The organism is Paenibacillus sp. FSL H8-0034 (genome assembly GCF_038000305.1).
Taxonomy (GTDB): domain Bacteria; phylum Bacillota; class Bacilli; order Paenibacillales; family NBRC-103111; genus Paenibacillus_S.
In genome coordinates this window covers 4,588,078-4,601,519 of sequence record NZ_JBBOBS010000001.1, presented here as the reverse complement: position 1 = coordinate 4,601,519, position 13,442 = coordinate 4,588,078, and the positions used below count along the sequence as shown (strand labels likewise).

Annotated in this window: 12 protein-coding genes; 11 read left to right on the top strand and 1 reads right to left on the bottom strand. The window is 45.6% G+C overall.

All coding sequences use genetic code 11. The features are described from left to right. Positions 1 to 23: 23 nt before the first annotated feature. From NST47_RS20720 to NST47_RS20700, 5 genes are all read left to right on the top strand, one after another. Entirely contained in the window at positions 24 to 905 is an 882-nt protein-coding gene (locus NST47_RS20720; RefSeq protein WP_341156817.1) for a carbohydrate ABC transporter permease, read from the top strand. Continuing rightward, entirely contained in the window at positions 905 to 1,744 is an 840-nt protein-coding gene (locus NST47_RS20715; protein ID WP_341156816.1) for a carbohydrate ABC transporter permease, read from the top strand. The genes NST47_RS20720 and NST47_RS20715 overlap by 1 nt, the downstream gene beginning before the upstream one ends. A gap of 33 nt (positions 1,745 to 1,777) precedes the next feature. After that, on the top strand, positions 1,778 to 3,580 hold the full coding sequence (locus NST47_RS20710; protein WP_341156815.1) for a hypothetical protein: 1,803 nt from the start codon (positions 1,778 to 1,780) through the stop codon (positions 3,578 to 3,580). Positions 3,581 to 3,653: 73 nt separating this feature from the next. Then, positions 3,654 to 5,444, top strand: a complete 1,791-nt coding sequence (locus NST47_RS20705) for a hypothetical protein (RefSeq protein ID WP_341156814.1) — start codon at positions 3,654 to 3,656, stop codon at positions 5,442 to 5,444. A gap of 106 nt (positions 5,445 to 5,550) precedes the next feature. Then, a complete protein-coding gene (locus tag NST47_RS20700) occupies positions 5,551 to 5,958 on the top strand; it encodes a helix-turn-helix transcriptional regulator (RefSeq protein ID WP_341156813.1) in 408 nt (135 codons plus the stop codon). A 118-nt stretch (positions 5,959 to 6,076) separates the two neighbouring features. Here the strand turns inward: NST47_RS20700 and NST47_RS20695 are convergent, their stop codons facing one another. Further along, complete coding sequence (locus tag NST47_RS20695) at positions 6,077 to 6,985, bottom strand: LysR family transcriptional regulator (protein ID WP_341156812.1); 909 nt, start codon at positions 6,983 to 6,985, stop codon at positions 6,077 to 6,079. Positions 6,986 to 7,156: 171 nt separating this feature from the next. On the opposite strand from NST47_RS20695, the gene NST47_RS20690 reads away from it, so the two are divergent. The 6 genes from NST47_RS20690 (at position 7,157) to NST47_RS20665 (ending at position 13,427) form a co-directional block, all read left to right on the top strand. Beyond that, entirely contained in the window at positions 7,157 to 8,233 is a 1,077-nt protein-coding gene (locus NST47_RS20690; protein ID WP_341156811.1) for an ABC transporter substrate-binding protein, read from the top strand. A 12-nt stretch (positions 8,234 to 8,245) separates the two neighbouring features. After that, positions 8,246 to 9,955: an ABC transporter permease gene (locus NST47_RS20685; RefSeq protein WP_341156810.1), complete on the top strand. Its 1,710-nt coding sequence runs from the start codon at positions 8,246 to 8,248 to the stop codon at positions 9,953 to 9,955. Between the two features lie 45 nt (positions 9,956 to 10,000). Next, positions 10,001 to 11,089 (top strand): ABC transporter ATP-binding protein, encoded by a 1,089-nt coding sequence (locus NST47_RS20680; RefSeq protein WP_076234134.1) that lies wholly within the window; start codon positions 10,001 to 10,003, stop codon positions 11,087 to 11,089. Next, positions 11,076 to 11,711, top strand: a complete 636-nt coding sequence (locus NST47_RS20675; RefSeq protein WP_341156809.1) for a metallophosphoesterase — start codon at positions 11,076 to 11,078, stop codon at positions 11,709 to 11,711. Before NST47_RS20680 ends, NST47_RS20675 begins: the two co-directional genes overlap by 14 nt. A 389-nt stretch (positions 11,712 to 12,100) precedes the next feature. Continuing rightward, on the top strand, positions 12,101 to 12,676 hold the full coding sequence (locus NST47_RS20670) for a sigma-70 family RNA polymerase sigma factor (protein WP_341159718.1): 576 nt from the start codon (positions 12,101 to 12,103) through the stop codon (positions 12,674 to 12,676). Beyond that, on the top strand, positions 12,669 to 13,427 hold the full coding sequence (locus NST47_RS20665) for a hypothetical protein (protein ID WP_341156808.1): 759 nt from the start codon (positions 12,669 to 12,671) through the stop codon (positions 13,425 to 13,427). The genes NST47_RS20670 and NST47_RS20665 overlap by 8 nt, the downstream gene beginning before the upstream one ends. Positions 13,428 to 13,442: the final 15 nt, after the last annotated feature.

The following is a 13,442-nucleotide window of genomic DNA, read 5'->3' as shown; positions in this document are numbered from 1 at the left end:
CCGATGAGGAGAAATAGGTGGTTGTGCTGAAAAAGTCAAATAAGGACTTGCCCGTTGCTGTATTATTTTTACTTCCGAGTTTGATCGGGTTTGTAGTCTTTACGGGCATTCCAATTATCGCTGCATTGGTGCTATCTTTTTATGATTGGAATTTATTAACAACTCCGAAGTTTATCGGACTGCAAAATTACCAGAATTTGTTCGGAAGCGATCCTATTTTTCTGAAGGTGCTGTGGAACACCCTGTATTTTGTGCTTGGATCTGTACCGCTAAGCATTATTCTGGCGCTTATAGTCGCTCTTCTACTAAACCAGAAGCTGAAAGCTGTTGCTTTTTTAAGAGCAGGCTACTTTTTGCCGGTAGTATCATCGATTGTAGCCGCATCACTGGTCTGGAAGTGGATTTTTAATCCGGACTTTGGCATTGTTAATGATCTTTTGCGTATGGTCGGCATCAGCAATCCACCCAAATGGATTACTAGCACGGTTTGGGCGATGCCATCCATTATCATCGTCGCGATCTGGAAAAATGTTGGCTATAATATGGTTATTTTTCTTGCAGGTCTTCAGGACATTCCCAAGGATCTGTACGAGGCCGGAGAAATTGACGGCGCCAATAAGTGGCAATTGTTTTGGAATATTACGCTGCCGATGCTAAGTCCCACTACTTTTTTCATTACGGTCATCTCGATTATCGGTTCCTTTCAGGTTTTCGGGCAAGCGCTGGTTATGACGGAAGGTGGACCCGGAATATCGACGAATACGATTGTCTTCTACATTTACCAGAACGCGTTTGTTTTCTTTAAGATGGGGTATGCTGCTGCATCCGCATGGGTTCTATTTTTTATCATTTTATTGTTTACGCTTATACAAGCTAGAATCGGCAAAAAAAGGGGGGCTTTGTGATGCAATTTGGCGCATCTGCTAGTTCGCGATGGATCAAAGGCCTATCCTACCTCCTTTTGATTGCTGGTCTTTGGGTGATGGTGCTGCCGTTTGTCTGGATGGTTTCAAGCTCCTTTAAGACCTTGGAGCAGGTTAATGAATTTCCGATTCGCTGGATCCCGGCACAACTGCACTTTGAGAATTACATTGAAGTATTCCGCATCATTCCGATGGCCAGGTTTATGGTGAATACGGTCTTTGTCTCCGTGCTGGTAACGGTTGTGACATTGATGGTTTGCGCATTAGCTGCGTACGCCTTCGCACGTTTGGAATTTAAGGGCCGCGACACCTTATTCTTCTGTTATTTGGCGACGATGATGGTTCCGGGTCAGGTTACCATTATTCCAACTTTTATTATGATGAAATATTTTGGATGGATCGACACTTATTATGCATTGACCATTCCGTTGTTTTTCTCTGCTTTTGGGGTCTTTATGATGCGCCAGTTTTTCATGACGATACCGAAGGAGCTGGAAGAGGCCGCGATTATTGACGGCTGCAGCCGGGTCAGAACCTTCTGGTCAATCGTGCTTCCACTCGCTAAACCAGCATTTGTCACATTGGGAATATTCACCTTTTTAAACGAATGGAACTCATTTTTATGGCCTCTGATTGTAATCAACAAGGTTGATTTGCAAACTCTTCAGGTAGGTCTGAGAACGTTCCAGGGGGAATTTGGCACACAGTGGCACTTGCTAATGGCTGGTACGGTAATTGCCGAGCTGCCTATCCTGGCGCTGTATATCTTGGCGCAAAAGTACATTATTGCCGGTATAGCAACCTCAGGCATCAAAGGATAATATCAGACATATAGAGGAGAGAAACTGTATCTAATGAAAACCTTACCTTATGAGACGATCATATGTGTGGATTTACGTCCATTCAATCCGACTCAACCCGATTATGGTGTTGGGGATTATATCCATATGCTGGGATTTAAGCCTGACGTCATTGTATTTCTGAATTTCTTTGTCGATTTCGTTCATCGCCATGAGCTTATTGACGATATGCAGTTGGGCAGAATGACGGTGGGTCAAAGAGGAACACCGTCCGATTATAGCTGGACCAAACAAAATCTGGCGGAATTAATTCGCTGCATGAAGGAGGCAGGGATTAGCCCTTTTCTTGGTATTTTGTCCAGTACTAGCAGTGATGTTTGGAAGGATGTCCACATTGATTGGGAGTTTAAAGAGATTTTACAAACCAAACGCGGAGATCAGCTCGTGTGGGGGAGTGCGATCAATCCCTTAAAACGTTTTAAGGATGGAACCTATTACGAGGATTTTTTTGCCAGGGATTTATTAAAGGTACTTTGTGACTACCAATTTGACGGGTATGTGGCCGGTGATGGCATGCTGGGTCTTAGAGGGCCACGCGAAACACTTCTGGATACTGACTTTAGTGAGGATATGACCGATCAATTTGCCAGCTTTCACGGCCTTAAGCTTCCTGAATTTACAAATTATGACCTTCGGGCGGCGTATATTGTTGAACATTATTTCGCTGAATGGGTACAATTTTACGTTCAACGTTGGGGACAGCATGTCGGGAAAATCACTAGCATGCTACATACGCAGGGCAAGTCGATGATGGCAATCGATGCCTGGAGCAGAAACCCGGAAGAGCTGATAACAGCTTTTGGCATTGATTATCGCGTTTTGCATCAGCAGGGCTTGAAAGCTGTATTTGTGCAGGCAAGAGAAACTAATAAATGGCGCAAGCATCGTGAAGGTGAATATGTTCGGGAAGAGAACTCTGTTTATACATTCCTGACCCATAAAGCCTATGAGCCAGGAATTCGTTATTATTGGGCGGAAGCCACTATCAATTTACCCGAATTCTGGAATTCCGTGCTGGATCTCCCGCATGTATTAGAGAGAGAAACATACGGGTATTTGTGGACTATGAATTGGCGCGAGGGCGTTTTTTCCAAAGCTGTTGACGGTATTTGCGTAATCTGGGGTAATGATCTTACAGAGGAGCAGTGGAGATGGCTTGTCCAACGCTGGAGTATGGCCTTTGAGCAGATATCCAGCTTTAAAGCACCTGCAGGTTTAACGCTTTTATGGAATGAGCTTGGCATTAATCAGCTTACTTCTCAGAACAAAATCTTCGGTTACCGCTTTGCTAAGCTGCTTGATCTTGGGTTGTGCATTCAATCTATTGTTCACGCCGATCAACTCGGAACGAAAGGTATGGAGAATTGGCTGCAATCTTACACCGACCAGCAGATGGTAACTTTCGACCGAACACTTATCGAGCAGTTCCCTGACTTAGCTGACCGGATGTTTATCGTCCATGAAGATTATATTGAATATGGCGGCTTTCGGTATAGTTGGCAAGAAGGTGTGGAACTGATGAAGCGTACTTGCGGGTTAAGAACCTCAAGAGGCAGGGTGCTGGGCTTTGAAAACAAAGATGGGGCGTTAGTACTAAGCCTGGAAAATCCAGAAAACTTATTCTATGAACATATCGAGTTAAAGGTTCCTTTTGAGATTGGGTCTGGGGATATCAAGGTTCTTCCACCAAGAGAATGGTTTGCGATACCGGAATCGACGGAAGGCCAATCGACGAAAATATCAGTAGCTCCGGATGCATCCACTCAAGTCGTTGTGCAGCGTTCGAAGCAATCCTAATTACAGCACGAATGATAGGAGAGGGGAATGAAGGCCGCGATTAAGCTGCTTTCATTCCTTCTTAAATGAAGGGATGAATCATGTGCATACATTATCTTATCCGACCCTGATTTCCGTTGATCTTCGTCCGTTCAATCCGACTGTTCAAGATTGCGGGGTCTATGCCTATGTGGAAAAGCTTGGGTTTAAACCGGATTCATTAATTTTTCTGAATTTTTTTGTTGATTTTCTACATGAACACGAGGCAATCGATGATACAGCGATTAACATGATGAACGCCGGTCAACGAGGGACACCCACTGCTTTCCCATGGACGAAAAACGATTTGTTCAGACTTATTCAACAGGTACGGCTTGCTGGAATCCGCCCGATTATAGGGATATTGTCGTTTACGAGCAGCGATGTTTGGCAGAGCGCTTGTGTAGATGTGATTGATCCTGAAATTTATCAGACCAAGCGAGGGAACCTAAGAATGTGGGGGAATTGCATTAACCCATTGAAGCGCTGCTCCGACGGCTCCTATTATGAAGACCGGTTTATTGCTGATCTTGTAAGGGTGATGGAGCTTTACGGTTTTGAAGGATACGCTGCTGGCGATGGGATGATGGGTTTAAGAGGTCCTCGCGAAACGCTGGAAGTTTCTGATTTCAGCAGAGATATGGTCGAGCAGTTTAAGCAATATAGTGAATTGATAATCCCTGAATGCGATGATTATGATGGACGGGTTGATTATATTAATGAGCATTACTTTGCCGAATGGGTTCAATTTTATGTATATCGATGGGGGGAACATTTTGGCAAGATCTCTGCGCAGCTGAAGCCCTTAGGTAAAACCTTGATAGGAATAGATGCCTGGAGCAGAAATGCAGAGGAATCAATAACCGCTTTTGGTATCGATTATCGTCTATTGTATGAAAAAGGATTGGAGGGGGTGCTTGTCCGAGCTGGGGAAGCGAACAAAATACGCAAGCATCGGGAGGGTGATTACGTATGGGAGGAGAACTCCGTCTATACTTTTCTTTCTCATAAAACGTACGAGCCTCGTTTAACCTATTATTGGGCGGTTTCAACCATCAACCAGCCTGAATTTTGGAATGCCGTATCCGATTTGCCACATGTCATGCTGAGAGAGACATTCGCTTACATGTGGACCATGTATGGAAATGGGGATACAGGTCAATTCGAGAGAGCCGTAGACGGTATCGCTGTCATCTGGGGCAATGATATTAACCCCATGCAGTGGAAATGGTTGACCCAGAAATGGACGCTCGCTTTTGATATGCTGAAGCATTTCGAACAACCAGCAGGCCTTACACTTGTATGGAATGACATCGGGACTAAGCAATATACCTCGGACAATAAACAGTACGGATATCGCTTTTCAAAGCTTATCAATGAAGGGGTTTGCATCCATTCTGCCATACATGAGAGCCATCTGGATGCCTATCTGAATTCCACAGGTTATCTAGTCGTATTCGACTCGGACTTAATGGTTCGTAGACCGCAGTTGTCGTCCAATACTTTTGTTATCCTGAAGGACAGGATCAGCTTCATGGGAACGGTATACCCTTGGGCTGAAGGCTTAAGCCTTATTAAGCAGCGCTGTGGGTTGTATGTCTCCAAAGGGAGGATTATTGGATTCAAGGCCAATCAGCACAGGTATATCGTCAGTATGGAAAACGCCGCAAATTTATATTATGAAACCGTTGAAGTCCACTTGCCCGAAATTGTAGAGTACATTATGGATATGGATATGGATATGGATAAGAGCTCGCAAAGATTATATGATCAGGAAATTATGGATACGTTGCAATTCACGCTTCCTCCAGATGCTTCTGTTCAAGTCGTACTAAAGGTGAAATGACAGCATTCAATTTCATATTATTAGGTAAAAGCCTCTGACCCCCAGTGAAAATACGGTCAGGGGTTGTTGCTTGTATCCTTGACTATGAATTAGGAGCGCAAATACTATGTTTGAAGAACTTCGAGAACGGCCTTCATCGGAATTGCATGTATGGCATTCTGGAGATCACGCAAAAGGTAAGCATGCCGTTGTGTACATTTGTAATTATATACGAGAGCATCTGCTGGATAATCCATCGCTTGTTCACTGCTCTGAACTGGTAGCAATGAATCCATCTTACCTTAGTCGCCTCTTTAGAAAAGAGACAGGGGTGTCCTTCGTTGAATTTATTACCCAGTGCAGGCTAGCGGAATCCGAGAAAATGTTGATATATACAAATATGCATATTGCTGAGATCGCTTCAACTATTGGAATAACAGATCGGCATTTTCTTCGTATTTTCCATAAATATTGGGGTATAACACCGAGTCAGTATAGGGTATGTGCTTTTAAAGGAAATCCATCCCGGATGTAGAACATAATAGAGTCCTAAAGCTTCTGTAATTGTGAGTGAAATTAAGCACAAATTAGCCCCCAAAAAGCTAGAACCCTCTATCGTCATGGAGGGTTCTATTTTGTTCAGGATATGAGATTTAATAAGTGGGCACCTGTGAGCGGAATGCATGCTCCAGTTTTCTCCAGAATAGATGTTGAGCAGGACCAATCAGCTTTTTCTTATGCTTCACAGCGTAAATATATCGTTTGGGCATCCAGTAGGGGATCGGTTTTACGACTAGACTACCCTCCTGTTCTTCTGCTTTAACGGATGTTTCTGAAACCATTCCATAACCGATTCCATGACGTACTGCCGCTTTTAATGCCTCTGAGCTGGACACCTCCATGACAATATCCAATACGATGTCTTGCTGCTGCACCCAATCATCCACCAGCTTCCTGCTAATCGATCCTTCCTCGTGAGATACGAAGGGATAACCAGTAAGTTGATCCGGTGTAATTTCCTTTACAAGTGCAAGAGGGTGATCAGCAGCGAGGATAATGACCAGATCGTCCTTGACTAAAGGCTCGCTGATCAGATCGGGATCCTCCATATGTGTGTGTGAAATGATACCAATATCGATTTCAAAGTTTTTCAGCTGCTCCAGAATGTAAGGTGCCGGCCTTACATCAAGATACAAGCTGAGATCGGGATAAGTGTGTCGCCATTCACGCAGCAGCGGAGGAATCATATAAGTAGCAGGCGTATGTGTGCTGCCGATGGATAACCGCCCGGCCTTCATGCCTTTATGTTCATCCATCAGACTATGTATTTCCACAGAGAGAGCATTTACTTGTAAAGCATAATGATATAGATCTTTACCTGCTTCCGTCAGCTTGATAACATGGTAAGATTTTGTTTTGAACAAAGATACTCCCAGATCCTCCTGCAGTTTATTTAAATGAAAAGTAACAGTAGGCTGTGTAATTTGCAGCTTCTCAGCTACTAGATACAGTTTTTGCAAATCAACAGCGAGCACGAATACTTTCAATTGCTGCAAATTCATTGATTAACCTCTTTTCTTATATCAACTATCATTCATATTATCTATTTTATCAAAAATATCATTAATATTATTTAATTTTGTGTTAACACGCAGCTAACTCTCTGATGAATATGGTCGCTTACACTTAAGTAACAGGGTCCGGGACGGATACCTGAAACGAGGGAGGTTCATATGAACAGGAAATGGATGCGAATGGCTCTGGGTATGAGTATAGCTGTCGGAATGCTGCTAACAGGCTGTGGAACGGATGGTTCGTCGTCTTTGGCAAGCAAAGGAGCGGAAGTCTCCACTCAGAGTGAGCCTAAGCCGGCTGAGGACACTGGCAAAACGATTTACTTGTACGGCAATGACTTTGTCGACCTGGTAGCACCTAAATTTACGAGTGAAACAGGATTCAAAATGGAAGCCGTTCATTATGGCGGTGGAGAAGCTTTGGCGAAAATTGAGGCGGAGCAAGGCAATCCGCAATGGGACGTACTGATGATGGATGGGCATGGATCGGTTCGCAGCCTGGCTGACCGTGACTTTCTGATGAAGGGCTGGAAGCCTGCCAATCTCTCAAAGCTAAGCGAGTATGGCACTTCACTCGTGCCGAAGGATTACGCCTATTATCCGGTAGGCATTCATGCGGCGGCGGTCATTGCCTACAATACGAAGCTGGTACCAGCAGATAAAGCCCCCAAAACCTGGGAGCAATTTTTTGCCTATTCAGGTCCAGTAGGACATGCCGATCCTGCGGTGGCGGCACCTGCTTACCCCTTAGTTTCTGCCTTCTTCCAGAAGTGGGGAGTGGAGGAAACGAAAAAGAAATACAAGCAGCGGTTTGAAGCTGGCATGCGGGTTTATCCTAAAAATGGACCGGTCGGGAAAGCTTTGGTGAGTGGTGAGATTCATGTGGCTGCGCTGCAGGAGCACAATGCATATGAATTAAAGCTGGCGGGTGAACCTGTAGAAGTGATCTGGCCGGATGAAGGTGCACCCGGAAGTCTCCGCGTTATCGCCATAAGTAAAAAAACAAAAAATCCGGCTGCGGCCCAAGCCTTCGTCGAATATATGATGAAGCCGGAAACGCAAGCGATGTTAACGTCACTGCCTTCAACAGAAAGCTTGTTCACTCCATTGGCTCAGGGTGTACAGATGCGTAAGGAACGCAGACAGGACGGCAGCTTTCTGCTGCCACCAGCGGAATGGGCAGCTCAACAGGAAGCACCGATAAAAACTTGGTTTGCGGATCAGAATGTTAAATAAGGGGAAATGGAAATGATTTCATCGGAGGCTCGCTGGGGAGGAGGCGTTACCCTTCTTCTGTTCATTCTGATCTTTTTACCGCTGGTTGCCGTCTTGGCGAATGTCGTGATCCCTGGGCTTTTCTTTGGTCGAGTGGAGTTCCAGGGCTTGAATCTGCTGGGCGATATCTTCGTACGTCCGTTATGGCGCCAATCGTTATGGAACTCTGTATCGCTGGCTTTTGGAGTGGCGACGCTTGGTACTGTTCTTGGTGGCGTTCTTGCGATGATACGGGCGCAGTGGGACTTTGCAGTCGCTCGATTGCTGGATGTAACGGCCTGGGCGTTGTTGATTGTTCCTTCCTTTATGCTGGCTCAAGGCTGGGTACTGTTTGCCAGCCGGGACGGCCTGATGAATCAATGGCTGGGGTGGGAGTGGCTGCCAACCGCCGTTTTCCAGCCATCAGGTCTGGTTGTGGTAATGGCGCTTAGCAAATTTCCATTGGCCTATTTGGCTATTGTGGCAGCGATGGAATGGAACGTCAAACAATTCGGACAGGCAGCGCAGCTGTGTGGGGCAGGACCGTTCACCGTGTGGAGGACGGTACAGTTGCCGCTGCTGGCGCCATCCTTCATAGCAGGCTGGACGCTTGTATTTATGGACACCGTCGGCGATTTCGGGCTGCCTGCAGCTTTATCTACGGTATACAAATTTCCGACGCTGACGTATTCGATATATTCGGCAATCTATCAATCACCTGTGCGTTTTGATATGGCAGGAGTACTAGCCTTTTACCTGGTGTTGATTCTGACCGTGGCCATGGCCCTGCTGATGCTGGCGATGCGGCGCTCGCGGTTTGACTTCTTGAATGCCCGGGCAATCAAGACCATAAAGCGCAAGCCCCGTCATGCCTGGGTGCTCAATACGATAGTAGGCGTTTTTCTGCTCATTTGTCTGGGGATTCCGATCGGGACCAGTACCTTATTCTCTTTCATGAGGCATGCTGGTGAAGGATTGTCCATTGGGAATTTGACATTGGAGCACTACTTTTCACTATTTGGACAAAATGGAGGGGACCATCGATTACTAGGCTACAAAGAAGGCTTGCTGCATTCTCTCCTCATAGCGGCGATTGCGGCGGTGCTCAGCATGATCATCGGTTTTGTAGTTGCTTATGTGCTCGCATTCACAGAATCCCGGTTTAAGTCGGCCATACAGCTGTTTTCCATTGTATCGCTGGCTGTACCGGGTGTCGTCCTTGGTATTGGGTATATTTTCATCTGGAATCAAAAGTGGCTGGAGCCCATAGGCTTGCATTTGTACGGCTCACCTTCATTATTGGTACTATCAGCTGTTGCCGGCTCGATTCCTTATGCAGTAAGGATGCAGCTGGGAGCGTTCGCATCCGTGTCCGGTTCCATGCTCAAAGCTGCGTCTATTCAGGGAGCGGGGGTGTTCGACCGCATGACACAGATCGTAATGCCGCTCGTTCGCCAATCGCTGCTGATCGCGACTCTGACAGCTTTTGGAACAAGTATTTTCGATCTGGCGCTCGCGTCTATGCTGCAGCCGCCCAATTATGTGCTAATGCCCCTAGTCATTGATCGGGCCTTTGAATTCGGCCGCTATGGCTATGCAACGGCTGCAACAGTCGTTAGTGGAGGGATGGTTGTGCTGCTGATTATGGTACTGCAGGCAGCTGGCAACTGGATATTTCGCCGAATGGACGGCGACCGTCGGTAATGGGTAGTTGAAATAAAATCGGAATTATATAGGGAGGTTGTCATTTTGAGTTTTGTCTTGCAGTTGAGGGGCGTTGCAAAAGCTTTTGGAGCACAGCAAGTACTTCATCCCATTTCCTTTCAGCTGAAGCAAGGAGAGCGGGTGTGTATTCTCGGACCATCGGGCTGCGGCAAGTCCACGCTGCTTCAAATTGTGGCTGGATTGCTGCGTGCCGACAGCGGTGAGGTAGAAATGGATGGAAGAATGGTAGAAAATGGAGCCCAGTACGTACCGCCAGAGAAACGACCTCTTAATATGGTTTTTCAGGACTATGCATTATGGCCGCACATGTCGGTGAGGGAAAATATTGAATACGGCATGAAACGCAGGAAGGTAGATCTCGGGGCCCGCAAGGAACGGCTTACCCAATTGCAAGCACTTCTTCAGCTCGAAGGGCTTCTGGAACGGCTGCCTGCTCAGTTGTCTGGGGGACAGCAGCAGCGTGTTGGCATCGCCAGAGCGCTGGCAACAGAGCCAAAGGTATTGCTGATGGACGAGCCTTTGTCTAATCTTGATGTTAAGCTTCGAACCGATATGCGCAATGAATTGGCTAATTTACTGGGTAATCTATCAATTGCGACTCTGTATGTGACACATGATATGATGGAAGCCTTCACCTTGGCGGATCGCATTCTTGTGCTTCGTGAAGGTCGAATCGATCAATTGGCTGCGCCTCAGGAACTGTTTGAACGTCCCGCAACCCCGTGGGTAGCCCGCCTGATGGGTTACCATAACAGGCTGCAGGTCCGTTTTACGAAGGAGCAAGCAGGGTCGGTCATGCTGCAGGATAAGCCGATCAACGGTCAATTGATGACACCTGGATCAGACGGGAAAGCAGCCGTCATTATGCTGCAGGCCGAATCTCTGGTCATTCGCAATCGTACGGATTATGAAGAAACTAACCATATTGAGGTTACGGTTCGTCAGTCGATTTATGAGGGTGCCCGTTGGAGGCTGATCACGGAAACGGCTGATAACCAAGCTTTGCATGTATTTAATGAAGGGAGGATCGAGCCGGGGAGCGTATTGAACGTGTTTCTCCCTCCTGAACGAACGATGATTTACGCCGATAGCCCCAGCGATGCTGATGATTAGGGTGCTGGCAGTCTCGGATATTCATGGTTACGGACATTTGCTGGAAAGATTGCTGGAGCATGCTGGCTATGATGCTTGTAAAGACCGTTTATTTTTGTTGGGGGATTATGTAAATAAAGGCCCCGACTCGCTAGGTACGTTAAGTCTCGTCCGTAAGCTGACCCAAGCCGGAGCACTTGCGATTCAAGGCAACAATGAACGCAAATGGCTTCGTTCTGCTTCTTTGTCTGCTCACGATGGTTCGGACGGGATTGGGGGATATGGTGAGTTTTTGAGCAATTTGCCGCTTTGGGCGGAATATGAACCCTTTCTTTTTGTACATGCGGGACTACGTCCTGGAGTTCCGATGATTGATCAGACCGCTGAGGATTTAACGGAAATCAGGGAGCTGTTCCATGCAAGCTCGCCTGAGGCTGGCAGGATTGTCGTATTTGGTCATACCTCGACCTTCCGGTTTGGCCTCAGTCCTGAGCGGGTCTGGTTGGGGAACGGCAAGATCGGTATCGACACCGGAGCTGGACATGGTTATTTTGTTAGCTTGGTTGACCTGACCAATGGCATTCAGTGGTACATATCCGTGAAGCAGCCCCATATCATTGAAGTGGCTTTGCTGAGCCAATGAACGAAAGTACCTTCCTCAAATGCAATTCGATTGTCTGATCTTATGAATAAAAGGCGCTTTAAATGCGCTGCATATAAGCATAAAACTAACCATCCCAACCGAAATGCACCCTTACGAATAACATGGCACCTACCCTTTTGGGAAGCCGATGAGATTCGAGGGGTGCATTTTCAACTTTACTCCACGATATATCCAATAATATACAGTAGATATGGATTACCTTTTAATATATGTTACATGGGATATAGCTTCGAAAATAAAGTACATAAACTTGTTAATGCTTTACTCCTTTTTACGTATTAACCTGTGTAACACTTAACAAACAAATTGCGCAATTTGTTTAACACTTTATTTCTATAAAATAACGAAGGGAGGAAGCGCAGTTGGAGATGGCCCCAGCGAACACAGCAGTCTACCAAAACCCAAAAAGTCATATCCAGGCAGGCCTCATGCCTACCGAACAATTCGCTCAAATCTATGATCTGTATTATAGACGAGTCTATAAATATATTTGCTATCGAATTAACAACCACTATGCGGCAGAGGACATATGCAGTCATGTGTTTGAGGTTGTCATTTCAAAATACGACAGCTTCTCATCGGAAAAATCCAAATTTGAGGTATGGTTGTTTGCAATTGCGAGAAACGCCGTGACGGATTACTTCCGCTCACAGAAAAAAAGAGCTTTTTTTTCACTCGATTCGATTTTGGATATGGTTGTATCCAAGTCGTCTCCAGAAGAGATCGTCATTCGGGATGACAATAATCGAGCATTATTTACGGCACTTGCCAAGCTGAGTGACAAGGAACGTCATATTATTGCCATGAAGTATGCGGCAGGTCTAAAAAACTCGGAAATTGCAGACTTATTAGGTGTAAGTGATTCCAATATTGGCGTTGTGCTCTATAGAAGCTTAAAAAAACTTCATAAAGTATTACATATAGGAGGTTTCACCTATGACTAAAAAACAGGATATTGAGGAATTTAGCAATTTGACCAACCTGCTTGCTGATACACAAATAGAGGATAACCCCTATAAAGACCGCATTTTCAATCGTTTAAAATATAAGCTGGAAACAGGAATAATTCAACACAATGATATAACAAAGGATGGTATTTACATGAAGCAGAGCAAGTGGAAATCTATCGTTGTCATTGCGGGTGCTATGATTTGTTTGTGTGGTGTATTTTCGACGACATCCTATGCGCAGGAAATGCTTCAATCGATATTGGCACGTTTTCAAGTTGGAAATATGGAAATCACACAATATGACAAAGAGCTGCCTAAATCGGAATTAAACCGTACAGCCGACAAAGCACAAGCGAATGAATCAAGACCAATCCAGAGAGAAGCGCCCAAGCACATGACATTGGAAGAAGTCCGTACAGCTACGGGAATCAACTTTCCAGCTCCCAAATGGTTGTCAGATCATTATGAATTCAAAAACAGTGTAGTCCAAGGCACCCAGATGGTTGAGCTGCAATATGAAAAAACGGGAGAGTTTATTTCCTTGTTGATATCAAAGAATACCAAGAACGGTATCAGCACCCAAGATGAGGTTAAAACCGAAATCATCGGCGGAAAAACAGTCTATTTTGCCAATGGCATCGTGCTATGGGAGCATGAAGGCTTCACCTACGAATTGTATCAAATGGCAGACAACAATTTTGATGTGGATACTATCGGTAAAATCATTAATTCATTGGGAAAATGATTTCGATTTCGTTCG

What these genes read in the sequence shown, in the direction of transcription:
- NST47_RS20715 (WP_341156816.1), top strand. Translation starts at nt 905, where the DNA reads ATGCAATTTGGCGCATCTGCTAGTTCGCGATGGATCAAAGGCCTATCC.
- NST47_RS20710 (WP_341156815.1), top strand. Translation starts at nt 1,778, where the DNA reads ATGAAAACCTTACCTTATGAGACGATCATATGTGTGGATTTACGTCCA.
- NST47_RS20705 (WP_341156814.1), top strand. Translation starts at nt 3,654, where the DNA reads ATGAATCATGTGCATACATTATCTTATCCGACCCTGATTTCCGTTGAT.
- NST47_RS20700 (WP_341156813.1), top strand. Translation starts at nt 5,551, where the DNA reads ATGTTTGAAGAACTTCGAGAACGGCCTTCATCGGAATTGCATGTATGG.
- NST47_RS20695 (WP_341156812.1), bottom strand. Translation starts at nt 6,985, where the DNA reads ATGAATTTGCAGCAATTGAAAGTATTCGTGCTCGCTGTTGATTTGCAA.
- NST47_RS20690 (WP_341156811.1), top strand. Translation starts at nt 7,157, where the DNA reads ATGAACAGGAAATGGATGCGAATGGCTCTGGGTATGAGTATAGCTGTC.
- NST47_RS20685 (WP_341156810.1), top strand. Translation starts at nt 8,246, where the DNA reads ATGATTTCATCGGAGGCTCGCTGGGGAGGAGGCGTTACCCTTCTTCTG.
- NST47_RS20675 (WP_341156809.1), top strand. Translation starts at nt 11,076, where the DNA reads ATGCTGATGATTAGGGTGCTGGCAGTCTCGGATATTCATGGTTACGGA.
- NST47_RS20670 (WP_341159718.1), top strand. Translation starts at nt 12,101, where the DNA reads ATGGCCCCAGCGAACACAGCAGTCTACCAAAACCCAAAAAGTCATATC.
- NST47_RS20665 (WP_341156808.1), top strand. Translation starts at nt 12,669, where the DNA reads ATGACTAAAAAACAGGATATTGAGGAATTTAGCAATTTGACCAACCTG.